General features: G+C 64.9%; 20 protein-coding genes and 2 tRNA genes. 8 read left to right on the forward strand and 14 right to left on the reverse strand.

What is annotated here, in order from left to right:
* The first annotated feature begins 107 nt into the window (after window positions 1-107).
* From AC3EC3_RS02890 to AC3EC3_RS02905, 4 genes are all read left to right on the forward strand, one after another.
* Window positions 108-2,516 (forward strand): BamA/TamA family outer membrane protein, encoded by a 2,409-nt coding sequence (locus AC3EC3_RS02890; RefSeq protein ID WP_488488175.1) that lies wholly within the window; start codon window positions 108-110, stop codon window positions 2,514-2,516.
* The gene (locus AC3EC3_RS02895; protein WP_488488176.1) at window positions 2,516-6,847 is read left to right on the forward strand and encodes a translocation/assembly module TamB domain-containing protein; all 4,332 of its coding nucleotides are present in this window, start codon (window positions 2,516-2,518) and stop codon (window positions 6,845-6,847) included. The genes AC3EC3_RS02890 and AC3EC3_RS02895 overlap by 1 nt, the downstream gene beginning before the upstream one ends.
* Window positions 6,847-7,068 carry a hypothetical protein gene (locus tag AC3EC3_RS02900; RefSeq protein ID WP_488488177.1) on the forward strand — a complete coding sequence of 74 codons (222 nt, stop codon included), beginning with the start codon at window positions 6,847-6,849 and terminating at the stop codon, window positions 7,066-7,068. The genes AC3EC3_RS02895 and AC3EC3_RS02900 overlap by 1 nt, the downstream gene beginning before the upstream one ends.
* A 71-nt stretch (window positions 7,069-7,139) precedes the next feature.
* Window positions 7,140-7,457, forward strand: a complete 318-nt coding sequence (locus AC3EC3_RS02905; RefSeq protein WP_488488178.1) for a PilZ domain-containing protein — start codon at window positions 7,140-7,142, stop codon at window positions 7,455-7,457.
* A 67-nt stretch (window positions 7,458-7,524) separates the two neighbouring features.
* Here the strand turns inward: AC3EC3_RS02905 and AC3EC3_RS02910 are convergent.
* From AC3EC3_RS02910 to AC3EC3_RS02940, 7 genes are all read right to left on the reverse strand, one after another.
* Window positions 7,525-7,600: transfer RNA gene (locus tag AC3EC3_RS02910), tRNA-Lys, on the reverse strand.
* A 47-nt stretch (window positions 7,601-7,647) separates the two neighbouring features.
* A tRNA-Lys gene (locus AC3EC3_RS02915) sits at window positions 7,648-7,723 on the reverse strand.
* Between the two features lie 126 nt (window positions 7,724-7,849).
* Complete coding sequence (rodA, locus tag AC3EC3_RS02920; RefSeq protein ID WP_488489180.1) at window positions 7,850-8,962, reverse strand: rod shape-determining protein RodA; 1,113 nt, start codon at window positions 8,960-8,962, stop codon at window positions 7,850-7,852.
* Window positions 8,962-11,058 (reverse strand): penicillin-binding protein 2, encoded by a 2,097-nt coding sequence (mrdA, locus tag AC3EC3_RS02925; RefSeq protein ID WP_488488179.1) that lies wholly within the window; start codon window positions 11,056-11,058, stop codon window positions 8,962-8,964. Before mrdA ends, rodA begins: the two co-directional genes overlap by 1 nt.
* Complete coding sequence (locus AC3EC3_RS02930; RefSeq protein WP_488488180.1) at window positions 11,055-11,609, reverse strand: rod shape-determining protein MreD; 555 nt, start codon at window positions 11,607-11,609, stop codon at window positions 11,055-11,057. The genes mrdA and AC3EC3_RS02930 overlap by 4 nt, the downstream gene beginning before the upstream one ends.
* The gene (locus AC3EC3_RS02935) at window positions 11,609-12,568 is read right to left on the reverse strand and encodes a rod shape-determining protein MreC (protein WP_488488181.1); all 960 of its coding nucleotides are present in this window, start codon (window positions 12,566-12,568) and stop codon (window positions 11,609-11,611) included. Before AC3EC3_RS02935 ends, AC3EC3_RS02930 begins: the two co-directional genes overlap by 1 nt.
* Before the next feature lie 135 nt (window positions 12,569-12,703).
* Complete coding sequence (locus AC3EC3_RS02940; protein ID WP_260921734.1) at window positions 12,704-13,750, reverse strand: rod shape-determining protein; 1,047 nt, start codon at window positions 13,748-13,750, stop codon at window positions 12,704-12,706.
* 307 nt (window positions 13,751-14,057) lie between these two features.
* Between AC3EC3_RS02940 and mutL the strand changes: the two genes are divergently transcribed.
* Entirely contained in the window at window positions 14,058-15,914 is a 1,857-nt protein-coding gene (gene mutL, locus AC3EC3_RS02945; protein ID WP_488488182.1) for a DNA mismatch repair endonuclease MutL, read from the forward strand.
* The gene (locus AC3EC3_RS02950; RefSeq protein ID WP_488488183.1) at window positions 15,911-16,420 is read left to right on the forward strand and encodes a hypothetical protein; all 510 of its coding nucleotides are present in this window, start codon (window positions 15,911-15,913) and stop codon (window positions 16,418-16,420) included. The genes mutL and AC3EC3_RS02950 overlap by 4 nt, the downstream gene beginning before the upstream one ends.
* A gap of 14 nt (window positions 16,421-16,434) precedes the next feature.
* Here the strand turns inward: AC3EC3_RS02950 and AC3EC3_RS02955 are convergent, their stop codons facing one another.
* Window positions 16,435-17,700, reverse strand: coding sequence for an alkaline phosphatase family protein (locus tag AC3EC3_RS02955; protein WP_488488184.1), 1,266 nt, complete (start codon window positions 17,698-17,700; stop codon window positions 16,435-16,437).
* 131 nt (window positions 17,701-17,831) lie between these two features.
* Window positions 17,832-18,932: a redox-regulated ATPase YchF gene (gene ychF / locus AC3EC3_RS02960; RefSeq protein ID WP_488489181.1), complete on the reverse strand. Its 1,101-nt coding sequence runs from the start codon at window positions 18,930-18,932 to the stop codon at window positions 17,832-17,834.
* Window positions 18,933-19,151: 219 nt separating this feature from the next.
* On the opposite strand from ychF, the gene AC3EC3_RS02965 reads away from it, so the two are divergent.
* Window positions 19,152-20,693, forward strand: coding sequence for a tetratricopeptide repeat protein (locus tag AC3EC3_RS02965; RefSeq protein ID WP_488488185.1), 1,542 nt, complete (start codon window positions 19,152-19,154; stop codon window positions 20,691-20,693).
* A gap of 66 nt (window positions 20,694-20,759) precedes the next feature.
* Here AC3EC3_RS02965 and AC3EC3_RS02970 read toward each other — a convergent pair whose 3' ends face one another.
* The 5 genes from AC3EC3_RS02970 to AC3EC3_RS02990 all read right to left on the reverse strand — a co-directional run bounded on the left by AC3EC3_RS02970 (window position 20,760) and on the right by AC3EC3_RS02990 (window position 24,866).
* On the reverse strand, window positions 20,760-21,254 hold the full coding sequence (locus tag AC3EC3_RS02970) for a PEP-CTERM sorting domain-containing protein (protein WP_488488186.1): 495 nt from the start codon (window positions 21,252-21,254) through the stop codon (window positions 20,760-20,762).
* 206 nt (window positions 21,255-21,460) lie between these two features.
* The gene (pth, locus tag AC3EC3_RS02975) at window positions 21,461-22,030 is read right to left on the reverse strand and encodes an aminoacyl-tRNA hydrolase (RefSeq protein WP_488489182.1); all 570 of its coding nucleotides are present in this window, start codon (window positions 22,028-22,030) and stop codon (window positions 21,461-21,463) included.
* A 170-nt stretch (window positions 22,031-22,200) separates the two neighbouring features.
* Window positions 22,201-22,809 (reverse strand): 50S ribosomal protein L25/general stress protein Ctc, encoded by a 609-nt coding sequence (locus tag AC3EC3_RS02980; RefSeq protein WP_488488187.1) that lies wholly within the window; start codon window positions 22,807-22,809, stop codon window positions 22,201-22,203.
* Between the two features lie 153 nt (window positions 22,810-22,962).
* Window positions 22,963-23,832: a TraB/GumN family protein gene (locus tag AC3EC3_RS02985; protein ID WP_488488188.1), complete on the reverse strand. Its 870-nt coding sequence runs from the start codon at window positions 23,830-23,832 to the stop codon at window positions 22,963-22,965.
* 17 nt (window positions 23,833-23,849) lie between these two features.
* The gene (locus AC3EC3_RS02990) at window positions 23,850-24,866 is read right to left on the reverse strand and encodes a TraB/GumN family protein (protein WP_488488189.1); all 1,017 of its coding nucleotides are present in this window, start codon (window positions 24,864-24,866) and stop codon (window positions 23,850-23,852) included.
* A gap of 146 nt (window positions 24,867-25,012) precedes the next feature.
* Here AC3EC3_RS02990 and AC3EC3_RS02995 point away from each other — a divergent pair, with 146 nt between their 5' ends.
* On the forward strand, window positions 25,013-25,933 hold the full coding sequence (locus AC3EC3_RS02995; RefSeq protein ID WP_488488190.1) for a glycine--tRNA ligase subunit alpha: 921 nt from the start codon (window positions 25,013-25,015) through the stop codon (window positions 25,931-25,933).
* The last annotated feature ends 82 nt before the right edge of the window (window positions 25,934-26,015 follow it).

Here is a 26,015-nt window from a genome sequence, read left to right on the forward strand (position 1 = left end):
CGGGAACTTTCGGTGTTGCAATGCGATAGGCGTATTCAGGAAGATTCGGACTATCCGTTATGGACAGGTGGCCGGTCTTATGAGGGGGATGACTCGTCACATATCGCATGTCTTGGCTAATGGACCATCAGGCGGCTGGTTCCCGGCGTAGTGTGCGCAAGGTTTTCGCGCAGGCCCGCAGTGTGCAGGCGGGATCGTTGACACTCGTCGCGGTTCTGGCGCTGGCGAGCGCCCCTGCCTTTGCACAGGATACGGCAAAGGACGATGCGGCGAAGGCCGATGCCGCGCAGCAGCCTTCGGCACCGAGCGCCGCGCCTGACGCTGTGCCGAGCGGGGCACAGACGCAGGATGCCGATGCCTCGCTGGAGGCGGGCAAGGTTCCGGTTCCGGCCGCACCCGCCGACGTGCCGCTGCCCAAGGTCGATCCCGTCATCACCGATCAGGAGTTTAACGGAGCCGTTCCCGCGCTTTCGCCGCAAGATGATCCGGAGATGGACAAGCCTCTGGAATCGATCGGCGATTTCGAGTCCCGCATGGCGCGGGAGCAGGCGGCTCCGGCGACGGATGGACAGGCGGGCAAGGGGCAGTCCGCTGCCGCAACTTCTCCTGCGACCGCAGCGGCGGATGCTTCCGCATCGCAGAGCGCCTCTGCGGATGTTGCTGCCAATCCCTCCAGCGATCCCGAACTGTCGCAGCCGCTCCCGGCCCTGAACAGCTTCGAGGTGACGCCGGTGCAGTTCACGGCAAAGGACGAGAGCGCCAAGCAGCCGGAAGTGCGTTATGTCACAGTGCTCAAAGGCCTCGAAAATGCCGATGAGGAGACCGACACGAACATGGCCAGCCAGTTCAAGTCGCTCTCGGCGCTCGACAAGGGGCATGGCAAGGCGGCGAACCTCGCGATGCTGTCAGCGCGGCTGACCGAGGACAGCAAGCTGATGGAGACCATCCTTGCCTCGCAGGGATGGTATTCGCCGGTGGTGCGGACCCGCATCGCCCCGGCGGATGAGGCGGGCGGGCCGCTGAAGGCGAGCGTCACGGTGACGCCTGGTACGCGATACACCTTTGCCTCGATCGACGTTCAGGCCGGTACGACGATCCCTGCCGATCTCGTTTCGAAGAACGTCGCGCTCAAGGTCGGGCAACCGATCGTGGCGGACCGGGTGCAGGGCGCCGAGGCGCAGATCGCCGTGGTGCTGCCCGAGAACGGCTATCCTTTCGCCAAGATCGGCCAGCGCGACATTCTGCTCGATGAGGATACCGGCAAGGGCGATTACACGCTGCCGGTCGATGTCGGCGCGCGGGGCAGCTTCGGCGGCTTCACCACCGAGGGTGATCTGGCCTTCGATGCCAAGCACGTCGCGGTGCTTTCGCGCTTCAAGCGCGGCGAACTGTACGACAGCCGCAAGGTGGACGACTTGCGCAAGGCACTCGTGGCGACCAGCCTGTTCTCGACCGTCACCGTCGAACCCAAGGACAGCGGCGAGAAGGCGCCCGATGGCACCGAGTTGGTGACACTGGACGTGAAGCAGGATGCTGGCCCGTCGCATACCATCGCCGCGCAGCTTGGCTATGCGACGGGTGAGGGCGCGACGGCGGAGGCAACCTGGACCCATCGCAACATGTTTCCGCCCGAAGGCGCACTGATCGCGCATGTGCTGGCCGGTACGTTGCAGCAGGGGGCAGGGCTGACCTTCCGCCGCTCGAACGCAGGCAAGCGGGATCGCACCTTCGAATTGGTCGCGGAAGCCTTCCACAACGATTACGACGCCTACAGCGCCTATACCGGGCGCATCGCCGCCAAGATCAGCCGGGATTCGACCAATATCTGGCAGAAGAAGATCACCTATGCCTATGGCGTGGAGGTTCTGGGCACGGCGGAAACCGATTACGAGCCCTCGACGCAGACGCGTGACCGGCACACCTTCTATGTCGCTGGGGTCAGCGGCCAGATCGGCTATGACACCAGCGACAACCTGATGAACCCGACCAAGGGTTATCGCGTCACCCTGTTCGCGGAGCCCGAGACGACGCTGCGCTCCGGCTTCAATCCCTATGTGCGCAGCCAGCTCGACGTATCGGGATACCAGCCTTTCGGTGACAGCTTCGTGCTGGCGGGACGCCTGCGACTGGCGACGATTCAGGGCTCCGGGCTCTATGATATCGCGCCTTCGCGCAGGCTTTATGCGGGCGGTGGTGGCTCTGTGCGCGGCTATGCCTACCAATCGCTGGGCGAGCAGGCACCGGACGGCAAGCCGGTCGGCGGGCGCAGCCTCAACGAGGCCTCGGTCGAGGCGCGTTATCGCTTCGGCAATTACGGCGTGGTCGCCTTTGTCGATGCCGGACAGGCCTATGCCCAGACGATGCCGCAGTTCAACGATTTGCGCTACGGCGTGGGTATCGGCGGGCGTTTCTATACCAATTTCGGTCCGTTCCGCCTCGATGTGGCGACGCCGATTGATCGGCGTCCGGGTGAGGGACGACTCAACATCTATGTCTCGATCGGGCAGGCATTCTGATGGCGGGCACGGACGATACGAACGACACGGGATCGATGAACGGGGACAACACGCGTGAGACCGGGGATCACGGGCCTGAAGATCAGGTCGCTGCGCCCGGATCTGAAACGATGGGTGAAGACGAACTGACATCGCCCCGCCGCACCGTGTGGCAGCGCGTTCGCATGCGCCTGCTCAAGACGGTGATCGCGGCGATCCTGGGCGTGATCGCGCTGGCGGCGCTGATCGTCTTCGGGATCAATACCGGGCCGGGGCGGCGCTTTGTCGCGGACCAGATTGGCGCGCTGAAGTTCGCCAACGGCATGCGGATCACCGTGGGTCGGATCGACGGCTCGCTCTATTCGAAGATGACGCTGCGCGATCTGTCGGTGCGCGATCCGCAGGGTGAGTTCCTGTTCGCGCCCGAGATTAATATCGACTGGCGCCCGTTCGAGTACCTCGACAATCATGTGAACGTGCGCAGCGCCACGGCCCAACGCGTTGTTCTGCGCCGCACGCCGCATTTCAAGCAGACGCCGACCGATCCCAACGCGCCGTTGCTGCCCGATCTCGATATCGACGTGGGACGCCTGAAAGTGGACCGCTTCGTCGCCGAGGCGCCAGTCGCCGGCAAGCTGCGCATCGTCACGGTGGATGGCCGCGCGCATATCTCGGATGGCCGGGCGCAGGTCTATGCCAACGGAGGCACGATTGCCGTCGACGGCAAGGAGGGGGGCGATCGCTTCCGCCTGAACCTCGATGCCGTGCCGGACAAGAACCGCCTCGCCATCGGCCTTGACGTCGAGGCGCCCACGGGCGGCCTGATCGCGACGATGGGCGGGCTCAAGCAGCCGATGACGCTGCGGGTCGACGGCAAGGGTGACTGGGCCACCTGGAACGGTCATCTGATCGGGCAGCTGGGCGGCGGCAAGCTGGCCGACCTCGCGCTCGAAGCGCGTAACGGCACCTTCCACATCAAGGGACCGACGCAGATCGCAAAGCTCGTCACGGGGCCAAGTGCGGCGCTGCTGGGGCCGACTACCGACGTCGACCTCACCGCCGCCTTCGAGAAGCGCCGCGCGACGGTCTCCGGCCTGATTTCCAGCGATGCCTTTTCGCTGACGCCCAATGGCGTCGTCGATCTGGGGCAGAACACCTTCGGAGACCTCAAGCTGGCCTTCGTGCTGCGCAAGGCGACAGCCATCGCCCCGAACCTGAGTGGTGCGGGCATGCGCGCGAACCTGACGCTGGACGGCGCGTTCGCCACCCCCAAGGTGGCCTATGTGATCGATGCGCAGCGGCTGGTGATGAACGACATGGGGCTGGAAGGGCTCCATGCCTCCGGCGCCGCAACGGTCGATGCTGATCGCATCCTGATCCCGGTTTCGGCCAGTGTTCGCCGGATTACCGGGCTTGACAGCGTGGCGGGCGGATCGCTCGCCAACGTGCGGCTGAACGGCGATCTGGCGGTCAAGGGCGGCCGGGTTCTGTCCGACAACCTGCGCCTTAAATCCGACCGGATCGATGCCAAGGTGATCGTCGTCGCCGATACCGCGAAGGGGCTCTATACCGGCGCCATCGACGGGCGGATCGACAATTACCGGCTCGACAGTGTCGGCATTTTCAACATCACCACCGACATGAAGCTCAAGAGCGAGGGCAGCGCCTTCGCCTTGCAGGGGACTGTGCGGGCGCGCTCGACCAAGCTGCTGAACGATAGTCTGCAGACCTATCTCGGCGGTAATTTCGCGGCCTCGTCCAATGTGAAGTATGGCACCGACGGCGTCGCTCATTTCTCGGACCTGCGCCTTGCCGCGCCGGATCTGGCAGTGCGCGGCGGCTATGGCAGCTGGTCGCCGAGCGGACGCATCGCGCTCGTCGCCAGTGGCACGTCGGACCGCTACGGCGCCATCGGCGTCAACGTGAAAGGCACTATCCAGAACCCCGATGCCCATGTCACGGCGGAGCATCCCGGCTTCGGCGTAGGCCTTGCCAATGTCGATGCGCGGGTCACGGGCGTTCGCGAGGGGTATCGACTGGCGATGACCAGCGACACCGATTACGGCCCGCTCAAGGCCGATGTGACGCTGGGCATGGGGAAAGCGCTGGCCGTACAGATCAACAGCGCGAACCTGTCGGGCGTCGATTTTGCAGGCCGTATCCAGCAGGTGCCGAGCGGGCCGTTCGCAGGCCAGTTGACCGCGGAAGGCAACGGCATTGGTGGCGCCTTGAAACTTTCGGCCGAGGGCAAGTATCAGGCGGTGGACTTCAACCTGCGCGCCAAGGATGCGGTGTTCAAGGGACCGGCGCAGCTGACTATCGGCTCGGCGATCATCGACGGGCGCGCGGTGCTGACCGATCAGCCGCAGGTCGTGGCCGACGCACAGGTTTCGGGCACGACGCTGGGCGCGGTCGAACTCGCTGCCGCGCGCGTGATCGTCGACTATCGCAATGGAACGGGCCGCGCGAAGGCACTGGTCGAGGGCGTCAGCGGCGTGCCGTTCCGGCTGGCCGCCAATGCCGAGCTGCAACCCAAGCTGTGGCGGGTCGCACTCGACGGGCGCGTGCGTGGGGTGGATGTGAAGACGGCATCGCCTGCCCGCATCGTCCCGACTGAGGCGGGATATGAACTCCAGCCCACCACGCTGACATTCGGCAATCAGGGCACGGCGCGCCTTAGCGGTTCCTACGGCCCCGGCATCAAGATGCAGGCGCGGCTCGAAAAGGTCGACATGGCGCTGGCCAACGGCTTCGTGGCCGACATGGGCATCGGCGGCACGGCCAGCGGCAGTGTCGACTACGAGCAGGCGACCACCGGCGCGATGCCGCAGGTGGATGCGCAGCTCTCGATCAACAATTTCACCCGTACGACTTCGGCAACGATCAGCACGCCGGTCGACATGAACTTCGTCGGCAAGCTGTCCACCGCAGGTGCGGACGTGCGCGCGGTGATCCGCCAGCGCGGTGCGGTGATCGGACGGCTGGTGACGACGCTGAGCGCCATCCCAGGCGGCAGTGACTGGGTGGCCGAGATGAAGCAGGCGCAGCTTGGCGGCGGCATCCGCTACAACGGACCCGGCGACACTCTGTTCTCGTTCGCGGGGGCTACCGGCCAGCGCTTCACGGGGCCGGTTGGCCTTGCAGCAGACTTCTCGTGCAAGCTGGCGGCGCCTTGCGTCAACGGCGTAGTGAAGGCGCGCGGCGTCAACTACGAGAACCAGACCTACGGCACCCGTCTGAGCAATATCTCGATGGACGGCCATTTCGACGGCAGCCAGTTCGTGCTCGACACCCTGACCGGCAAGGCGGGCGATGGCAGCGTCAGCGCCAGCGGTCGTGTGGGCCTCTCGGCTGAAGATGGCTATCCGATGGATGTCTCCGTCGATCTGAAGAACGCACAGCTGGCCAAGAGCGAGAACATCTCGGCGGCGGCCAACGGTACGCTGCACCTGACCAAGCAGGTTGGCCAGCCCGCGCTGCTCTCGGGCACGATCACGCTGCCTGAAACGCGCTATACCATCGTTCGGGAAGGCGCCGCGCAGGTTCCGGCGTTGACGGGTGTCCGTTTCAAGCCGCACAACATGCCCAAGCGCATCACCGGCGATGAGCCTGCACCATCGGGCACCAGTGCCTTCTCGCTGATCCGCCTCGACCTGAAGCTGCGCGCCCCCGAAAAGCTCTATGTCTCGGGCATGGGCCTCGAATCGGAATGGAGCGCGAAGCTGGCGATCCAGGGCACCAGCGCCGATCCGCGCCTATCGGGAGAGATCAACCTGATCCGTGGCACGCTCGGCTTTGCCAGCCGCTCGTTCGAGCTTTCCGAAGGGCGTGTCTCGTTCACTGGCGAGACGCCGATCAACCCGAGCGTGGCGATCACCGCGACCGATTCGATCGACGATGTGGACGTGACGGTCAGCGTTTCGGGCCGTGCCTACGACCCGCAGATCACCTTCTCGTCCTCGCCCAGCCTGCCCAATGACGAGATCGTCTCGCGCATCCTGTTCGGCAGTTCGGTGTCCAACCTCTCGGCCCTGCAGGCGGTGCAGTTGGCCGCCTCGCTCAATTCGCTGAGCGGCTCGGGCGGCGGGCTCAACCCGCTGGGCAAGCTGCGTTCGGCGACCGGGATCGACCGCCTGCGTATCCTCGGCCCTGACGAGACCACCGGGCGTGGCACGGCGCTGGCGGCAGGGCAGTACATCACCGATGACATCTACGTCGAACTGATTACCGACGCGCGCGGCTTTACCGCGACGCAGCTGGAAATCAGCCTGACGAAGTGGCTCTCGGTCATCAGTCAGGCGGGTGGCTCGAACACCACCAGCTTCAGCGTGAAGATCAAGAAGGACTACTGATGCGTCGGCTGAGGCGGGAGAGGATCGCTTTGCTTGCAGTGGTCGCCGGGGCAGCTTGCCTCGGCGGCTGCCACCGCGAGCCGACATTCGATGAGCGCTATTCGGAGGCGCAGCAGTCGATCGGCAAGACCGCGAAGGAGATCGATACGCAGATCGATGCCGGAATGCGGGCGGTGCCGACAGATGGCCCGTCATCTGCGCCCTCCGAAGAGGCGCTCTGAACGTGTTGTCCTAAACCTTTGTTTTACCCGCCGATGGCAAAGAGATTGGCGATATCAGGTGGGGCAAGTGAATGACGGGTAACGACGACAACAGGCGTGCCAAGCGACACGAAGTGCTGTTGTCGGGTCGCTTTCGCCAGTCTTCGTGGCATGTCGCCAGCGTCGAGATCGGCAACCTGTCCAGCGGTGGCTGTTGCATCGTCAGCGGTGCGCGCGCGCCGACCGAAGGGCAGGCGGTGTCTCTGCGAATCGCCGATCTCAAGGCCGTTTCCGCAAAGGTGTGCTGGGTGGCGGACGACCGCTGCGGGCTGATCTTCGACACGCCGCTGACGCCGGAAGTGCTGTCACGCTTGACGTCGCACTACGGGATCGAGATTTCATCCGCATGAGCCACGCGCTCACCATGAACGGATTACGCCGCCTGCGTGGCGTTTCAGATATGTAGGAAGAAGGGGGTGGTGGACGCACTTGGGCTCGAACCAAGGACCCGCTGATTAAGAGTCAGCTGCTCTACCAACTGAGCTATGCGTCCCCACGGATATCCGCAGGCCTACGGAAGAACCGCAGGATGGTAAGGTTTGGTGGACGCACTTGGGCTCGAACCAAGGACCCGCTGATTAAGAGTCAGCTGCTCTACCAACTGAGCTATGCGTCCACGCTACCTTGCCGTTTGAGGTAAAAACCCTTTTGGTGGAAGGGTTTCTGTCCTCGCCGATTCGGCGGCGGAGAGGCTCCTATAGCGATTGTTCCGAGTATGAAAAGCGGAAAAATGCCCTCGGCCTCAATTTAATGTCTTCGGCCCCCGGTTCCACGTGTTCACGGCCATGACGGTGCCAAGACAGATCATGTTGGTCATCATCGAAGTGCCGCCATGGCTCATGAAGGGGAGCGGAATTCCGACCACCGGAGCAAGGCCCATGACCATCATCAGGTTGATTGCGACGTAGAAGAATACCGTCGCCGTCATGCCCATCGCCAGCAAGGACGAGAAACGGTCCTGCGAGCGGCGGGCGACGCCAAGGCCCCACGAGATGATGATGCTGAACACGCCGATCACGAAGAGGCCGCCCAGCATGCCCCATTCCTCGGCCATGGTGGCGAAGACGAAGTCGGTGTGGGCCTCGGGCAGGTATTGCAGGTGGCTCTGCGTGCCGTTGCCGAAGCCCTTGCCGAACAGGCCGCCAGAGCCGATGGCGATCTTCGACTGGGTGATGTGGTAGCCGGTGCCGAGCGGATCGCTTTCCGGGTTGAGGAAGATCAGCACGCGGTTGCGCTGATAATCGTGCAGCGCGAAGAAGAAGGCAAGGGGCGCTGCGATCATCCCGGCGAGCCCTGCGCTGACGAACCACCACATCGGCAGGCCCGCGAGGAACATGACGACTGCGCCGCCAAAGCAGATGGCAAGGGCAGTGCCGAGATCGGGCTGGAGCATCACGAAGGCGGCCGGAATGCCGATCAGCACGCCTGCGGGTACAAGACCGCGCCAACTGGCGGTCATTGGCGGAGGCAAGGTCTCGTAGAACTTGGCCAGCACCAGCACGATGGCGGGTTTCATCAGCTCCGAGGGCTGAAGCGTCATGAAGCCCAGGTTCAGCCAGCGCCGACTGCCACCGCCGACCGCGCCGAACACTTCCACCATCACCAGCAGCACGACGATGGCGCCGTAGATCGGGTAGGCCCAATTGCGGAAGAAATCGCGGTTGAAGCGCGAGATTACCATCGCCATGCCCAGGAACACGACGAAGCGCATCAGGTGGTTGATGGCATAGGGCTCCCAGTGCCCACCGGCCGCGGAATAGAGCACCGCGCCGCCCAGCGAGACGAGGCCCATCAGCGGCAGGATCATGCGCCAGGGCTGGCGCGCGATCATGTCGGGAACGATCGAGCGGCTGATCACTGTCCGCCTCCGTTGGTCGGCCGCGCCGGCGGAGCCTGAATGACAGGCGCAGCCGGTTTGGGCGCATTGGGCGTCACGTTCACCGGTTCGGGCGCGGGTGACTGCGCATCGTTGACGATCGGCTGCGGGGCGTTCTGGGTATTGTCCACCTGCTGGACTTCCTCCGCCTCTTCTGCGTTCGAGACCTTGGGGGCGCCTGTGCCATATTCGGCAACATACTGGCGGAAGCGTGCATCGAGACGCTGCTTGGGCGTGCCGCCCCAGCCCGCCTCGAGCTTCTCCAGCGTCTGCATGCCAAGGTCCTTGTCGAACAGGTACGTCATGACATCCCGCGCGATGGGGTAGGCGGAGCCGGAACCGCCCCCGTGCTCGATGGCGACCGCCATGGAGTAGCGTGGATTTTCGGCAGGCGCGAAGCAGATGAAGTGGCCGTGGTCACGGTTCTTCCACAGCCCACCCTTGCCGTTACCGTGCTGCAGGCCGACGACCTGCGCAGTCCCGGTCTTGCCCGCCATCTGGATGTCGATCGGTAGTTTTGCATGGGGTGCGCTACCGTCAGGGCCATTCACCACGCGGCGCATGCCTTCGCGGACCAGAGCGAGATGCTCCTCGGGAATACCGAGTGAAGGTGCATCGGCATCGTGCGCGCCGTGGAACATGCGTGGCATCATCTTCTTGCCGGTGGCAATGCGGTTGGCGACGACCGACTGCTGCAACGGATTGACGAGGAAGTAGCCCTGACCGATCGTCGCGTTGACGGTATCGTAGGTCTGCCATTCCTTGCCGTACTTGCGCAGCTTCCACGCCGGATCGGGTACGGTGCCGTACGACTGGCCGAGCACCGGCAGATCGAAGCTCTGGCCAAGGCCCATGCGGCGGGCCATGTTCGAGATGACGTCCATCCCCATCTTCTGGGCGAAGTAGTAGAAATAGACGTCGCAGCTCTGGCGGATGGCGTGGGCCATGTTGACCGAGCCGTGGCCGCGGTGGTTCCAGCAGTGGAACACGCGGTTGCCGACGCGCAGGCCGCCGTTGCAGACCACGCTTTCTTCGGGATCGAGCCCGGCTTCGAGAAAGCCGAGCGCAGCCGACGGCTTGATCGTCGAGCCGGGGGGATAGAGCCCGCGCAGGACCTTGTTGCGCAGCGGAACATGGTCGTCATCCGACAGCATCTTCCATTCCAGACGGCCGATGCCGTCGGAAAAGCTGTTGGGATCGAAGCTGGGCATCGAGACCATCGCCAGCATGTCGCCGGTCGCGCAGTCGGTGACGACGACCGAGCCCGATTCAAGGCCGATGCGGCGCGCCGCGTAGTCCTGAAGATCGGCGTCGATGCTGAGGCGAAGGGTCTTGCCGGGAATATCCTCGCGCGTCTGGAGATCGCGCACGATGCGCCCCGAGGCGGTCACTTCGACGCGGCGGGCGCCGGGCGTGCCGCGCAAGTCCTTCTCGTAGACCTTTTCCAGCGCATCCTTGCCCACCTTGTAGCCGGGCGTGATGAGCAGCGGATCGTGATCCTTCTCGTACTCTTCGGCAGAGGCGGGGCCGACGTAGCCGACGAGATGGCCGACGGCAGGACCGGAGGGATAGAAGCGCGAGTAGCCGCGCTGGGTGATGACGCCGGGCAGATCGGGCAGGCGCACCGAGACGGCGGCGAACTTGTCCCAGTCGAGCCCGGTGGCGACTTCGACGGGCGTGAAGCGGTGCGACTTGTCGAGCTTGTCCTGCAAGTCCTGCAAGTCAACCGGCGTCAGGTCGAGCAGCTTGCCCAGCGTCTCGAGGGTATGTGCGGGATCGGTCAGGCGTTCGGGGATCAGGTCGACGCGGAAGTCGGCGCGGTTCGAGGCGAGCGGGATGCCCTTGCGGTCGAGAATCCAGCCCCGGCGCGGCGGGATCAGCGTCAGGTTGACGCGATTGCTCTCGGCCTGAAGCTCGTACTTGGCGTTCTCGGCAATGGCGAGGTAACCGAGGCGGGTCGCCAGCAGCACCCCGACACCGCCCTGAATGCCGCCGACCAGCAGGCTGCGGCGGTCAAAGCTGTTGCGCAGGATTGCCGGGCTGACGTGACGCTGGAAACGGAACCGGAACTTCATCGTGCGGATCTGATAGGCCTGAGACGGAAACGGTCGGCAGCGGCAATGACGCGGCCGACGAGGGGGTAGAACAGCAGCGAGATCACCAGTTGCGGCACGATCACCTGCACCATGGCATGGGCGCCGTCGATATCGGCAACGCCAAGGCCCAGCAGAATATAGGTGATCACCAGCGAGACCGCCACCAGCCATTCGGTGATGAAATTGCGCCACGGCAGGCGGGTTTCGACGAGATCGAGCGCGATGGCCGCAAGCGACCAGCTAAGCACCGCAAAGCCGATGGGCTGTCCGCTGAACAGGTCATCCACGAAGCCGAGCGGAAGGCCCGCCCAGATCGGCAGCAGGCCGGGGCGCAATTGCCGCCAGGCCAGATAGGTCAGGAAACCGAAGGGCGGCAGTACGGGGGCCGAAGCGATCAGCAGCCAGCCCGGCACCATCGAGCACAGTACGATGGTAAGCCACGGAACGATGTGGGCCAGAAGCGGCGAAGGCACCCGGTTGATCCGCGGCCGCCCGCCAAGCCGGTCGCGGGCGGAAGGGAGCAGGCTCATCAGTCTGCGGCCTGATCGTGGGTCTGCGCGGCGGCGTCGCTGGCGGCAGCTGCGCTCGATTCGTCGGCAGTCTCGACCGTGCCGGTCGCCTCGGTATCCTGATGTGCGGGCGGTGTCGGTGGTGCCCAGGTTTTCTGGACCAGCACGAATTCGCTATCGGACGGGTTGGTCAGCACTTGCGCAATACCGCCGTCGCGCAGCAGCTTGGTGATGACCACCATCGGCGTGCCGGGGCGATAGAGGCCACCCGAGCCCGACGTGACCATGACATCACCGACCTTGAGCGGATTGAGACCCAGATTGATCAGGCGGATGCGGATCGTGCCATCGCCGTTGCCCTGCGCGAAGGCGGGGACACCATCGGTCACGCGGCGGACCGGCACGACGCTTTCGGTATCGGTGATGAGCAGCACGCGCGAGCTGCGCGCGCCGACTTCCAGCACGCGGCCGATGAGGCCAAGGCGCGAGCGCACCGGCATGCCCTTGACCACGCCCTTGTCGGCCCCGGCGCCGAGCGTGGCATAACGGCGCACGCTGGAGGAGGTCGAGCTGGTCAGGCGGCCATAGGCGACAACGGTATCGTCGTCCTGTCCAAGCTGGAGCAGGGCCTTGAGGCGATGGTTCTCGTTAACCGTCGCCTGCGCCTCGACCAGACGGACCTTGGCGACAGCCAGTTCACGGCGCAGGCGCGCGTTCTCGCCGCCGGTCTGGAAGAAACCGGAAACGGTACGGATCCAGTCGAGGCCACCGGCACGCGTGTTCGCGATGGTCCTCGCGGCAGGCTCCCCGGCGTCGGCGGCAAGGGTGCGGAGCGGGGCGAAGCTTTCGGGGCTGGTCAGCGAGACCACCAGCAGGATGACGCCCACCGCCACACCCACGAACCACGCGATGTAGCTGGCAAAGGTCGAGTACTGCGCCCTGCGCGAAAAGCCGGTGCGCCGGTTGGCTGGCGGCGCCATGCGCTCTCAACTCCCTCGATCGAAGCCGGGCGGCCACATGCGACCCGGCATTAAGCATGATGCGGTTACGGGGCGCCGGCATCAAGCGCCTGCACCCCGTAACCCGCGATTTCTCAAACGGTTCGTCGTGTCGGCTCAGGCCGACATGAGCACGCCGCGATAGACCGGGTCTTCCATCGCACGGCCGGTGCCGAGCGCAACGCACGACAGCGGATCTTCGGCGACGCTGACCGGCAGGCCGGTTTCTTCGCGCAGATAATCGTCCAGACCCTGGATCAGCGCGCCGCCGCCGGTGAGCACGATGCCCTGATCGACGATATCGGCGGCGAGTTCCGGCGCGGTGTTCTCCAGCGCGATGCGCACGCCTTCGACGATGGCACCGATGGGCTCGGCCAGCGCTTCGGCGACGTTCGCCTGGGTGATGGTGATTTCCTTGGGCACGCCGTTGACGAGATCGCGGCCCTTGATGTGGATCGTCGCGCCCACGCCGTCGGCGGGGATCGTGGCGATGCCGTAGTCCTTCTTGATGCGCTCTGCCGTGGCATCACCGATCAGCAGGTTGTGGTGACGGCGAACGTGCGAGACGATCGCCTCGTCCATCTTGTCACCGCCGACGCGGACCGAGGTGGTGTAGGCAAGACCGCGCAGCGAGAGCACGGCGACTTCCGTGGTGCCGCCGCCGATGTCGACCACCATCGAGCCGACCGGCTCGGTCACGGGCATGTCGGCGCCGATCGCGGCAGCCATCGGCTCTAGGATCAGGTAGACCTGGCTGGCACCGGCGTTGCTGGCCGCATCGCGGATCGCACGGCGCTCGACCGAGGTCGAGCCCGAGGGAACGCAGATCACGATCTCGGGGTAGCGGAACAGGTTCTTCTTGCCATGCACCTTGCGGATGAAGTGCTTGATCATCTCTTCGGCGATCTCGATGTCGGCGATCACGCCGTCGCGCATCGGGCGGATCGCCTCGATGTTGTCGGGCGTCTTGCCCATCATCATCTTGGCATCGTCACCGACGGCCTTGACCTTCTTGATGCCGTTGAGCGTCTCGATCGCGACCACGGAAGGTTCGTTCAGGACGATGCCGCGATCCTGGACGTAGACCAGCGTGTTGGCAGTACCCAGGTCGATCGCCATGTTCTGGGAACCGAGTTTGAAAAATCGCGACATGAGCGAGGACATCAACAAATCCGTTTCTTGCCCCGATCCGATCCCGAACCATCGGGAATCCGCCAAGGGCAGGTTGGCATGGAAGGTGCCTCCCTTAGACGATGGCGGGATCAAACGCCAAAATTTTGTGACAAAAAGCAGGGGGAATCTGTGCCCGTCCGTCTCGAATTGGCGCCAGTTCGCCGATAGTGTGCCCCAACGGCGCATTTGCCGGTGAAGCCTGTGGCGTAATGGTGCGAATCGGCTCTGCCGGACGTTCGTTTTCGCCTTTGTTTCAGCCTGCGAATCACTTCCGAACCAAGGACCGATTCTTTTCATCATGCCCACGATCCGTCGCCTGATCCGCCGTCTGCCCGAACATCTCGTCAACCGCATCGCGGCGGGCGAAGTGGTGGAGCGCCCCGCCGCCGCGCTCAAGGAACTGGTCGAGAACGCGATCGATGCCGGGAGCACCGAGATCGCCGTGCGTCTGGTCTCGGGCGGGCTCGACCTGATCGAAGTCACCGACGATGGCTGCGGCATGGAGCCTGACCAGATCGCGCTGGCGCTGGAACGGCATGCGACGTCCAAGTTGCCCGACGAGGCGATCGAACTGGTCGCCACGCTGGGCTTTCGCGGCGAGGCGCTGCCCTCGATCGGGTCGGTGGCGAAGCTGACTATCGAAAGCCGCCCGCATGACGCCGATGAGGGCTGGCGCCGCGTGGTCGATCACGGGCAGGTGACGGTGGACGAACCCGCTGCGCTGCCGCCGGGCACGCGCATCCGGGTGGAAGATCTGTTCGGCAAGGTGCCCGCACGGCGCAAGTTCCTGCGCTCTGCGCGCTCGGAATATGCGGCCTGTCAGGACGTGGTGCGGCGTTTGGCGATGGCGCGGCCCGATGTCGGCTTCACGCTGGAGCACGACGGGCGCCGGGTGATTGCGGTGCAGCCGCGCGAGGAACTGGCGGCCCGCGTCGCCCGCCTGATCGCGCGCGAACTGGCCGAGGACGGCGTGCTGATCGATGCCGAACGCGGCCCTTGCAGGCTGACCGGCGTCGCAGGCCTGCCGACCTACAATCGCGGCGTCGCCGATCACCAGTACCTGTTCGTCAATGGACGCCCGGTGAAGGATCGCCTTCTGGTGGGAGCGGTGCGCGGTGCCTATTCGGACATGCTGGCGCGCGATCGCCATGCGGTGCTGGCGCTGTTCCTTGAACTTCCGCCCGAGGAAGTGGACGTCAACGTCCATCCGGCCAAGACGGAGGTACGCTTTCGCGACCCTGCTTTCATCCGTGGTTTTCTGGTTGGTGCGCTGCGTCATGCGCTGGAAGGCGCAGGCCAGCGTAGCGCGCAGCCGCCTTCGGCAGGGGCGATGGGCAACTGGCAGGTCGAGCCGGTGGCGCCGCGTGCCGAACCTGCACCGAGCCTCGGATCGCTTTTTGCCCGTGAATATGCCCCGACTTCGGGACGCTTTTCGGAAACGCGTTACGAGCCCTCGCGCGTTTCCGAGGCCGGAGAGGTCTGGCGCAGCTATGAGCAGTCGGTCATGGCCGAGCCTTCGGGCCGTGCCGAAATACTGCCCGAAGAGGCCGCCGGGGAGGAGGAAGCCTTGCGCTACCCGCTGGGCGTGGCGCGCGGGCAGGTGTCCGACACCTATATCATCGCCGAGGCGGAGGATGGGCTTGTCATCGTCGACCAGCATGCCGCGCACGAGCGTCTGACGCTCGAACGCCTGAAAGCGGCAGGTGCCGAAGATGCGATGAAGCGCACGCAGGCACTGTTGCTGCCCGAAGTCGTCGAACTGGAGGAAGTCGCCTGCGATGCGCTGGAGGACAAGCTGGAGGATCTGGCGCGCTTCGGGCTGGTGCTGGAGCGCTTCGGGCCCGCCGCGATGCTGGTGCGCGGCGTGCCGTCGGTGCTGGGCAAGGCGAATATTGAATCGCTGGTGCGCGACGTGTCGGACGACCTTGCGAAGAACGGCGACGCGCTGCTTCTGGGCGAGAAGCTCGACCTCGTGCTGGCGACGATGGCCTGCCATGGATCGGTGCGGGCAGGGCGCTCTTTATCGGTGGCCGAAATGAACGCGCTGCTGCGCGAAATGGAGCGAACGCCGCGCTCGGGCCAGTGCAACCATGGACGCCCTACGTGGGTTAAACTTGCACACAACGACATCGAAAAGCTGTTTGGACGAAAATGACAAGAAAAGGTCTTCTCGGTTTTTGTACCCCCATTGCACTGGCAGCCTCGCTGACAGCCTGCCACCACCAGCCCACCCCTGAAGATCGCGCTTCCGATGCCAGGGATATCGCGATGGTGGAGCGGATGAACGAGACGCCGCTGCGGCCGATCCAGCCCAAGGCGCTGGACGGCGCTGCGATCGCGCGTTTCGGCCTCGATCGACCGGGCTGCATGTTCACCAAGCATGGGCAGGCGGCGATGATCTTCTTCGCAGGGGCCCAGGACGGCTACATGCTGGTCGATGGCGATCTCCAGCGTTTCGCCGCGCAGGAGGATACCGCCCAGATCACCGACAATGCGCGAACCGGCTATGTGGGCCTGCGCTATACCGTCGATTTCCTGCGCCAGCCCTCCGACATGGACTCAGGTGACGGGATGGACGGCCTTGCCACGCGCATGATCGTCCATGACCCGCATCATCGCGTGGTCTTCACCGCCGACGGGGCGATGGCCTGCCATAATTGAGGGCAAACCAGCGCTTATTTGCGCAAGGCGGCCTTGAACGGAACGTCGTTTCCATCGGCCTCGGGTTTGGGCGCGAGCCCGAGGAGGTCGCGCACCAGCGGTTCCACGTCCACGTTGTCGAATGAGGCAAGCGCGCCTTTACGCTCGATGTCGGGCCCTGCGGCGATGAACAGCGCGGCCATTTCGGGCGCGGCATTGTCCCAGCCATGGCTGCCGCCGGTCTTTTCCTCGGTGGGCGCCGTCGCAGCGATCTGCCAGCCGGTATCGGCAAGGCAGAAGTAGGGCGCGATACGCGGATTGGTGCCGTAGTGCAGCCGCGCTGGAATCTCGCCCTTGCGCCAGCACTGCATGTGGTCGTGCGGCACGAGCAGGGCGGCTTCCAGTTTCCCGGTGTTGCCTTCGGTCGGCTGAAGCGCCGCGAAAGGCCCGGAATCGACGATCCGATAGAGTGCAGGATCGGCCACCTTGTCGAGCGCGACCACCCGCTGACTGGAAATGGCTGCCATGCCATGATCGGCGACGACGATTACGTCGGCCTTGATGCCTTGCGCCTTGAGCCCCGCGACCAGATCGCCGATGTGCCTGTCGACTTCATGGATCGCATCGTTGGTGCGGGCATCGTCGGGGCCGTACATGTGGCCTGCGGTATCCACCGTGTCGAAATAGAGTGTGACGAGGCGCGGACGGATGGCTGCAGGGCGCCGCATCCAGTCGAGCACGGCATTCACGCGCTGGGTGGCATCGACGGCGCCGTTGTATTGCTGCCAGTCCTCGGGCCGCGTGCCGCCCGTGACCACAGGATAACCGTGCTGTGCCATGGCGCCGCCCCAGCCGATGTTCGATCCGGGCCAGAACATCGTCGCGGTGCGGATGCCGGCCTTTTCGGCGGCGACCCAGATCGGCTCGCCCTCATCCCACCAGAACGGATCATCGCTTTTCATCGTGAACGTCTCGCCGGGGCGACGAGGATCTTCAAACGTGTTGCCGACGATGCCGTTATGGTCCGGGTATTCGCCGGTCACGAGGGCCCAGTGATTGGGGAAGGTCTTGGACGGGAACGAAGGGCGCATCGCTGCCGAGATGCCTTTGCCCGCCAGTGCCGAGAGATTGGGTGTGATACCCCGCTGGAGGTAGTCCGCCCGGAACCCGTCGATGGAGACCAGAATGACTGCGGGCCGCTTGCTCGAAGACGCCTCTTCCTGAGCAGTTCCCTGATGGGCGAGAGCGGGAACGGGCGAGAGCGCCAGCAGGGCGCCGAGCAGGGGAGCGAATCGTGACATGGGCCAATGCTTAGCCGCTCGATCATGACAGTTCAGCATCCGGATCGCGTGAACATGCAAGAAATCGCGGTGCATGCGAAAAAGGCGCCGCAACCGCGACGCCTCTTCGTGTTCCCGAATGGGAAGGCGGATCAGACGTTGAACTTGAAGTGCATCACGTCGCCGTCGGCCACGAGATACTCCTTGCCTTCCTGACGCAGCTTGCCCGCTTCCTTGGCCGCGCTCTCGCCGCCCAGCGTCACGAAGTCCTCGTAGGCGATGGTTTCGGCGCGGATGAAGCCACGCTGCATGTCGGAGTGGATGGTGCCCGCGGCCTCAGGCGCCTTGGCGCCCTTGTGGACGGTCCAGGCGCGGGCTTCCTTGGGGCCGACGGTGAAGAAGGTGAGCAGTTCGAGCAGCTCGTACCCGGCGCGGATAATGCGGGTGAGGCCGGTTTCGTGCAGGCCCATTTCCTCCAGGAAGACGAGGCGCTCTTCCATGTCCATGCCGACCAGATCGGCCTCGATCGCGGCGGAGACGATCACGGCAGTGGCGTTCTCGGCCTTGGCCTTCTCGAACACGCGCCTGGAAAAGTCGTTGCCCTCGGCAGCGCAGTCTTCCTCGACGTTGCAGACGTAGAGCACCGGCTTGGCGGTGAGCAGCTGCGCCTGTGCGAAGACGCGGGCTTCGTCCTCGTCCTTGGGCTGGGTCAGGCGCGCGGGCTTGCCGTCGCGCAGCAGGTCCAGCGCCTGCCCGAGCACGGATGCGGTGATCTTGGCTTCCTTGTCGCCCTGCGTCGCCTTCTTCTGGGCGGCGGGGACGCGCTTTTCGAGGCTTTCGAGGTCGGAGAGCAGCAGCTCGGTTTCGACCGTCTCGGCATCGGCGATGGGATCCACCTTGTTGTCGACGTGCTGGATATCGTCGTTCTCGAAGCAGCGCAGCACGTGGACGACGGCATCGACCTCGCGGATGTTGCCGAGGAACTGGTTACCCAGGCCTTCACCCTTCGAGGCGCCGCGCACGAGGCCGGCGATGTCGACGAACGAAAGCTGCGTCGGGATGATCTTGGCCGAACCGGCAATCGCGGCCAGCTTGTCCAGCCGCACGTCGGGCACGCCGACCTGGCCGACGTTCGGCTCGATCGTGCAGAACGGATAGTTCGCCGCCTGTGCGGCCTGCGTCTCGGTCAGCGCATTGAACAAGGTCGACTTGCCGACATTCGGCAGGCCCACGATCCCGCAACGGAAACCCATCTCGTCATTCTCCTCTGGCGCGGCTGCGAAGGTACGCGAAGGCTCCGGCTGGGCGGTGTGGCCAGTGATGGCGACCATCCGCGCCGGGCGCGCGCCCGCAGCCTGTCGCGCGAACATGCGCCGCCCATAGCGCCGGTATCGCGGCTTGACCAGTTGTCAGCGTGCGACCAAGCCTTGTCCTTCACGGAAATTTCAGGGCTGGGGCCCTAGCAGGATGCCATGAGGACTCTTGTTCGCCTTCTCGCACCGCTTCCTGCGCTGGCTCTGCTGGCGGGATGCGGAGACAGTCCCGAAACGCTCTATGCCAAGGCGCAGGCCGATTTCGCCTCGGAGAACTACGTGGCGGCGCGCGTCCTGCTCTCGAAGGCACTCGACAAGAGGCCCGGTAATGTTGCGATGTTGGTGTTGCTGATGCGCGCGCAATTGCGGCTGGACGATCCCGATGGCGCGGAGACGACGCTGCGGCGATTGCAGAAGGCAGGAGCAGGCGAGGCGCAGCTTCGCACCTTGCGTGCCGAACTGGCCTTGCTGGAGGGCGATCCCAAGGCGGCGCTGTCGCTGATCGGGGCCGACGCCACGCTCGAAGGCTGGAAAGTGCGGGCGCAGGCGCAACTGGCGTTGGGGGACGAAAGAGGCGCGGTGTTCGCATTCGAAAAGGGGCTCGCGCTCGGCGACGATATCGAACTGGAAACCGCCTATGCCCGCTACTGCCTGCAATCGGGCGATGTGGATGGCGCGGCGCGCATTTATGACCGGATGAAGGCGAGCGCTCCCAAGGCTTACGAGACGCTGGTGCTGGCGGGAGATATCGCCGCCGCGCGCGGGCAGGGCGAGGCGGCCATCGCGGCCTATCGCGCCGCCACTGCGGCGTTCCCGCAAGAGATCGCGCCGGTCATTGCGCTGGCCAACCAGTACGACGCGAAAGGCGCGTTTGACGACGAGGCGCAGGCCGTGGCGCAGGCGGGCAAGCTCGCGCCCGACAATCCCGATGTGCAGGTACTCCAGATCCGCGAACTCTACCGGCAGGGCGCATGGGAGAAGATTCGCCTGACCCTGCAGGATCAGGACAGCGATCTCGATCCGGCCTCTCCCACCGGGCTCTCCTATGCCGAGGCGCTGCTGCATACCGGCCATTCCGAGCAGGCGCGGGTGATGCTTAACCGGGCGACATTGCGAGTGCCGGACAATCCCTATTCGCAGATGCTGCTGGGCATCGCGCAGTTGCAGTCGGGCGATCCGCAAAGCGCGTGGAACACGCTGTTCCCGCTGACGAAATCCGCGCTGGTGAATCCCGAGGCGCTGCGTACTGCGGAGAAGGCGGGGCGGATGATCCATGCGCCGGAGGCTGCGTTGCTGGCAGTGAGGCTCCAGCCCGACCGGCTCAAGGTGCACACGGCGCTGGTCGATCAGGGCGCGGCAGCGATGGCCGCGCACGATTGGAGCCGGGCGATGGCGGTCTATGGCAAGCTGTCGGCGGAAGGTCCGCCCGATCCCGAAGTGTTCAAGCGGCTGGCGCTGGCCAGCGACGGACTGGGCCAGCATGCCGCGGCGATCGGCTATGCCGACAAGTCGCTGGCGCTCGCGCCGGACGATACCGATGTGCTCTATGTCGGCGGGCTGGTTCGCTCGAATGCAGGGATCGATCTGGCGGCAGCGGAGAGGATGCTGTCCCAGGCATCGAGCGCTGCGCCGCAGAACAGGGTGCTGGCAACCGCTTTGGCCAAAGTGAAGCGGATGCGCGGGTCGGCGGCAACGAGCTGAAACGGAAAAGGCCCGCCCTACCGTACAGGTAGAGCGGGCCTTTCGGTAGGCTTCCGTCTGGAGCGCTTACTTCTTGGTAGCAGTGCGACGGCGGCGGGCAACGGCCAGACCGACGAGGCCAAGGCCCATCATGCCGAGCATGCCCGGCTCGGGAACGGCCGTGCTGCCGCCCGACGAGCCGCCCGAGGTCGAACCGCCCGAGGTCGAGGTCGTGCCACCCGAGGTGGTGGTGCCGCCCGAGGTCGAGGTCGTACCACCCGAAGTGGTGGTGCCGCCGGAGGTCGAAGTCGTACCGCCCGAAGTGGTGGTGCCACCCGAAGTCGACGTGGTGCCGCCCGAGGTCGACGAGCTCCAGCCGCCCGAGCTGGACGACGAGGACGAGCTGCTCGAACCACCCGAGCTGCTGCCGCCCGACGACGAGCCGCCCGATGAGCTGGGGGTGCAGAAGATCAGCAGGAAGCAGCCGCCCGAAGAGCCGCCGCCATGGGCCAGCGCCGGAGTGGCGGCAGTGATCGAAGAACCAGCGACGAGCGCGGCGGCGAGGAGCGTCTTGCGGATCATATCGAGTGTTCCCTGTTTGCGAAATGGATTGCCAATATCCTTCGCAAACCCCGTGCCAAATACGGAAAAGCGTGCAGTATAAAGGTTAACACGTTTCGGCCGGTTGGTAACTTGTAAGCGGTTCCGACACTTTAGGGGGCTGAATTACCGTGTTTCTGAAAGGTTAACGGATATCGCGGCGCAGCTGCCGATCCTTGCAGTTGCGCTCAATCCCGCATCCGCAGGGCAACGTCATTCATGAAGCGGGTATCTTCGCCATCCACCAGCCGGTCTGCCTCGGCGGCCACAGCACCCAGCATGTCGGCCAGCGGGTCCATCTCGGCCTTGGTGTAGTTGCCCAGCACATAGCCGGTCACGCGATCCTTGTGGCCGGGGTGGCCGATGCCGAGGCGGATGCGGCGATAGTCCGGGCCGATATGCTGGGCGATCGAGCGCAGGCCGTTGTGCCCGGCATGGCCGCCGCCCACCTTCACCTTGACGCGGAAGGGCTCGATATCGAGTTCGTCGTGGAACACGGTGAGGGCATCGGGCTCCAGCTTGTAGAAGCGCATCGCCTCGCTCACCGCGCGGCCGCTTTCGTTCATGAAAGTGGCGGGCTTGAGCAGCAGCACCTTGTCGCGACCGATGCGGCCTTCCTGCAACCAGCCCTGAAACTTCTTCTGCACCGGACCGAAGTTGTGGATCTCGGCCAGCGCATCGATCGCCATGAAGCCCACGTTGTGACGGTTGAGCGCATATTGCGCGCCCGGATTGCCGAGGCCGACCCACAGCTGCATGGCGATATTCCCGATAGTCAGATGGTTGAGCGGCGCGGATAGCGCGCGAGGGGCATTCCGCATAGGCCGGGAGGGTGTAAACTGTCCCGCATACGAGAAAGGCCCCGCCTGCATGCCGGATCGAACCGGGGCAGGCGGGGCCTTTCGAAAGCGGCAAAAGCGCGGCGCGATTACTCGGCTGCGGCTTCTTCCTGACCTTCTTCGCTCTTCAGCGCCGACGGAGCAGCGATGGTGGCGATCGTGAAGTCACGGTCGGTGATGGCGCTCTCGGCGCCAGCCGGCAGCTTCACGTGGCTGAAGTGGATCGATTCGCCCACGTCGAAGCCGGTCACGTCGACGACGATCTCATGCGGGATCTTGTCGGCATCGCAGACCAGTTCGAGGTCGTGACGAACGATGTTCAGCACGCCGCCGCGCTTCAGGCCCGGCGAGGCTTCTTCGTTCTGGAACACCACCGGCACGTTGACGTGCACGGTCGCGCCCTTGACGAGACGCAGGAAGTCGGCGTGGAGCGGACGCTCGTTGACGGGGTGGAAGGCAACGTCCTTGGGCTGCGTACGCACGGTCTTGCCGTCCACTTCGATCTCGATGATCGAGTTGAAGAAGTGACCGGTGCCCAGCTGGCGGGCCAGTTCCTTGGCTTCGACGTGGATCGAGAGAGGTGCTTCGTTACCACCATAGATCACGGCGGGGACGCGGCCTTCGAGGCGCAGAGCACGGGAGGCTCCCTTGCCTGCCCGTTCGCGCGTCTCGGCCGGCAGGTTAAGCGTATCGCTCATAGGACTTGCCTTTCAAAACTGGATAAGTTCACGGCGCCGCAGCGACCATCGCTGTGCACCGTCCCGCCACGCCTCCAGGGATGACCATGACGGGAAGCGCGCGCCGTTACGCGAAAATCGGGCGATTTGCAAGCTGGCCCGTGTTTTCGGACCTCACTCGACGCGGGTGACGGTGTACCCGCGTGCGGCCAGCATGGCGGGCAGGCCTTCCGGTCCTGCCATATGGGCAGCGCCCACCGCCACGAACGGGCGTTTGCCGGTCGCGATGGCCGCGGCGATCCGGCCTGACCAGTCGCGATTGCGCCCGGTGAACAGCACGGCGCGAAGGTCCGGCACGGCGAGCAGGCCGCGACGGGTTTCGGCGGTGAGGGCGGTCATGTCGCCCTTCGCCCAGTCCTGTGAAATGTCGGTGTCGGGCGTATTCGCCTCGCGGACGACTTCGCTGAGGAACTGTCGCTGGTCCGCTTCGGGCAGCGAATCGAAAAGGCTCAGCTGTTTTTCCGCGCCTTCGAGTTCGACGACAGGGCGTGGCGGGGCTGCGGCGATCACCGCGCGGTCCACGCCGTTCTTCCCGTCGTCCGCGCCTTGGCCGATCCGCGCGAGCATCAGCGCCGCCGCCCAGGTGTCGGTCGCGGCGAAATCGCCGTCGTGATAGCCCCCCTTGGCAAGTAGCGCGGCCAGTGCCTTGCGATCGGCAGCAGGCACGCGCTGCGATAGCGGCGGTTCGCCTGCGCCGTGGGCAAGGCGTGCGAAGGTCGCGGCCACGGCCTTCTCGTCGGCAAGATTGGCGACTTCGACCATCACCGTGTCCGAAGCGTCGAGCGCCTTGCCGACCGCCGGTGTACGCCAGTCGAGCGGCTGCGGGGCGGTGTGAATGGTGCCGAAGAGATAGCCGGCCTTGCCGTCCGCGCTTTCGACCTTCCACAGCGCCGGGTTCGCGGGCTGCGGCGCTTTCGTGCAGGCGGCCAGCGCCAGCGGCAGGGCAAGCAGCAGCGCGACGCGGCGGAACGTTAGCAAAGCCAATTTCACTGGCCCCAACTTCACTGAACCCGAACCGCTGTCACACCGTCCTTCGCCAGCATCGCCTGCACGCTGTCGGTGCCTGCGAGGTGTCCGGCGCCCACCGCGATGAACACCGTGCCGGGCTTTTTCAGACGTTGTTCGATCCACTGGCTCCAGTTGCGGTTGCGGTTGGTGAGGAGGACTTGCCCGATCACCGGGTCGGTCATGTCGTCGTTCATCATCTTCGCCAGCGCATCGGCATCGCCCGCTTCCCAGGCCTTGACCATCTTGCCCAGCTCCGTGCCCACTTCGGGCAGCTTGTCGAGCGTGTCGTCGAGGTAGCGGAGCTGGACGTCGGCAGGCAGGGCGTCGAACAGGCCGAGCTGGTATTCCGCCGTTTCCAGCGCACTGTGCGGCACATGGCGGACATCGGCCTTGGCGCCCAGCTGGTTGTCGACGCCGCTTTCGGTGGAGTAGCCATCCCTGACCAGCGGCAGCACGGTCAGCGTGACGGCGGCGAACCAGGTATCGACGTTGTCGAACGCGCCCGCCGGAATGCCCAGACCCGCCAGAGCGGTCTCGTACTTCGCCTTTTCTTCCGGCGAGAGCGTGGCGCGCAGGGTCTTGCCGTCATTGCGGCGGGCGGCAGCCAGCGTGATCTTCTGCATCGTCGGCGCATCGGGCTGGACGATCTCGGTGACGAGTTCCTGCGAGCCGTCGAAGGCCTTGGCGACCGGCCCCTCGAGCCAGTCGACATTGGGCGGCAGCAGGTGGATCGTGCCGAACAGGTATATCGTAGTGTCTCCGTCCGACACCTTCCACAGCGCCGGATGCGCCTCGATCTGCGGGGCGGCCAGCGCCGCTGCGGGCGGGATCGCGGCAGGGGTGTCCTGCTCTGCCGCCGCAACGACAGGAGCAAGCGCGAGGCCAAGCGCATAGAGAATCGCCATCGGGCGGCGGGTAAGGTCGATCATGTCCGCTCCCATGCGACGGCGCAGCGCCGCTGTCGAACCGGAAATGCTGCCGCACAGGCCGGAAATCTCTTCGCGCAGCATTTCAACCTGCCCGAGCGAAGTGACGTTTTACGCCGCGCTGTGCTAACCGGTGGACATATGGTTGCGTCATGGTGGCGCAGCGCAGTTGATTTGGTCGCGCCGATCCGCCAAAGGCCGCCCAATCACACAAGACCGACGGGATTTCGATGTCGACCGCCGAAACTCAGCCGCTCAGCTTCCAGGACATGATCCTGACGCTCCACAATTTCTGGAGCGCGCAAGGCTGCCTTATTCTCCAGCCCTATGACATGCGCATGGGTGCGGGCACGTTCCATACCGCCACCACGCTGCGCGCCCTTGGCCCCGAGCCTTGGAATGCGGCCTTCGTGCAGCCCTGCCGCCGCCCGACCGATGGGCGCTATGGCGAGAATCCGAACCGGCTTCAGCACTATTACCAGTATCAGGTGATCCTGAAGCCGAGCCCGGAAAACCTTCAGGAGCTGTATCTCCAGAGCCTTGCCGCGATCGGCATCGATCCGCTCAAGCACGATATCCGCTTCGTCGAGGACGATTGGGAGAGCCCCACGCTGGGTGCCTGGGGACTGGGCTGGGAAGTGTGGTGCGACGGCATGGAAGTGACGCAGTTCACCTACTTCCAGCAGATGGGCGGCTTCGACTGCAAGCCGGTCGCGGGCGAGCTGACATACGGCCTCGAACGCCTTGCTCTGTATATTCAGGGCAAGGATTCGATCTACGATCTGGCGTTCAACACCCCCAAGGATGGCCAGCCGGCCTTCACCTATGGCGATGTGTTCCACGATAACGAGGTGGAGATGTCCACCTGGAACTTCGAGGTCGCCGATACCGATACGCTGTTCGACAGCTTCCGCAAGGCTGCGGCCGAATGCGAGAACTGTCTCAACGCCGGGCTTCCCATTCCGGCCTACGAGCAGGCGATCGAGGCCAGCCACCTGTTCAATCTGTTGCAGGCGCGCGGCGTGATCTCGGTGCAGGAGCGCGCCAGCTACATGGGCCGCGTTCGCGATCTGGCAAAGGGATCGTGTCAGGCATGGATCGACAAGAACAAGGCCGAATGGGAAGCGAAATTCCCGGGGTGGACGGTATGATCAACGTTTCCGATTTCGTCGTCCCAGCGAAGGCTGGGACCGCTGTGAGCGGGGCGAACGGCCCCCGCTTTCGCGAGGGCTG

Source organism: Novosphingobium sp. BAM6 (assembly GCF_057784955.1).

Excerpts from the sequence above, each read along its gene's own strand:
- AC3EC3_RS02890 (WP_488488175.1), top strand. The coding sequence starts at position 108 with ATGTCTTGGCTAATGGACCATCAGGCGGCTGGTTCCCGGCGTAGTGTG.
- AC3EC3_RS02895 (WP_488488176.1), top strand. The coding sequence starts at position 2,516 with ATGGCGGGCACGGACGATACGAACGACACGGGATCGATGAACGGGGAC.
- AC3EC3_RS02900 (WP_488488177.1), top strand. The coding sequence starts at position 6,847 with ATGCGTCGGCTGAGGCGGGAGAGGATCGCTTTGCTTGCAGTGGTCGCC.
- AC3EC3_RS02905 (WP_488488178.1), top strand. The coding sequence starts at position 7,140 with ATGACGGGTAACGACGACAACAGGCGTGCCAAGCGACACGAAGTGCTG.
- mrdA (WP_488488179.1), bottom strand. The coding sequence starts at position 11,058 with ATGAAGTTCCGGTTCCGTTTCCAGCGTCACGTCAGCCCGGCAATCCTG.
- AC3EC3_RS02930 (WP_488488180.1), bottom strand. The coding sequence starts at position 11,609 with ATGAGCCTGCTCCCTTCCGCCCGCGACCGGCTTGGCGGGCGGCCGCGG.
- AC3EC3_RS02935 (WP_488488181.1), bottom strand. The coding sequence starts at position 12,568 with ATGGCGCCGCCAGCCAACCGGCGCACCGGCTTTTCGCGCAGGGCGCAG.
- AC3EC3_RS02940 (WP_260921734.1), bottom strand. The coding sequence starts at position 13,750 with ATGTCCTCGCTCATGTCGCGATTTTTCAAACTCGGTTCCCAGAACATG.
- mutL (WP_488488182.1), top strand. The coding sequence starts at position 14,058 with ATGCCCACGATCCGTCGCCTGATCCGCCGTCTGCCCGAACATCTCGTC.
- AC3EC3_RS02950 (WP_488488183.1), top strand. The coding sequence starts at position 15,911 with ATGACAAGAAAAGGTCTTCTCGGTTTTTGTACCCCCATTGCACTGGCA.
- AC3EC3_RS02955 (WP_488488184.1), bottom strand. The coding sequence starts at position 17,700 with ATGTCACGATTCGCTCCCCTGCTCGGCGCCCTGCTGGCGCTCTCGCCC.
- ychF (WP_488489181.1), bottom strand. The coding sequence starts at position 18,932 with ATGGGTTTCCGTTGCGGGATCGTGGGCCTGCCGAATGTCGGCAAGTCG.
- AC3EC3_RS02965 (WP_488488185.1), top strand. The coding sequence starts at position 19,152 with ATGAGGACTCTTGTTCGCCTTCTCGCACCGCTTCCTGCGCTGGCTCTG.
- AC3EC3_RS02970 (WP_488488186.1), bottom strand. The coding sequence starts at position 21,254 with ATGATCCGCAAGACGCTCCTCGCCGCCGCGCTCGTCGCTGGTTCTTCG.
- pth (WP_488489182.1), bottom strand. The coding sequence starts at position 22,030 with ATGCAGCTGTGGGTCGGCCTCGGCAATCCGGGCGCGCAATATGCGCTC.
- AC3EC3_RS02980 (WP_488488187.1), bottom strand. The coding sequence starts at position 22,809 with ATGAGCGATACGCTTAACCTGCCGGCCGAGACGCGCGAACGGGCAGGC.
- AC3EC3_RS02990 (WP_488488189.1), bottom strand. The coding sequence starts at position 24,866 with ATGCTGCGCGAAGAGATTTCCGGCCTGTGCGGCAGCATTTCCGGTTCG.
- AC3EC3_RS02995 (WP_488488190.1), top strand. The coding sequence starts at position 25,013 with ATGTCGACCGCCGAAACTCAGCCGCTCAGCTTCCAGGACATGATCCTG.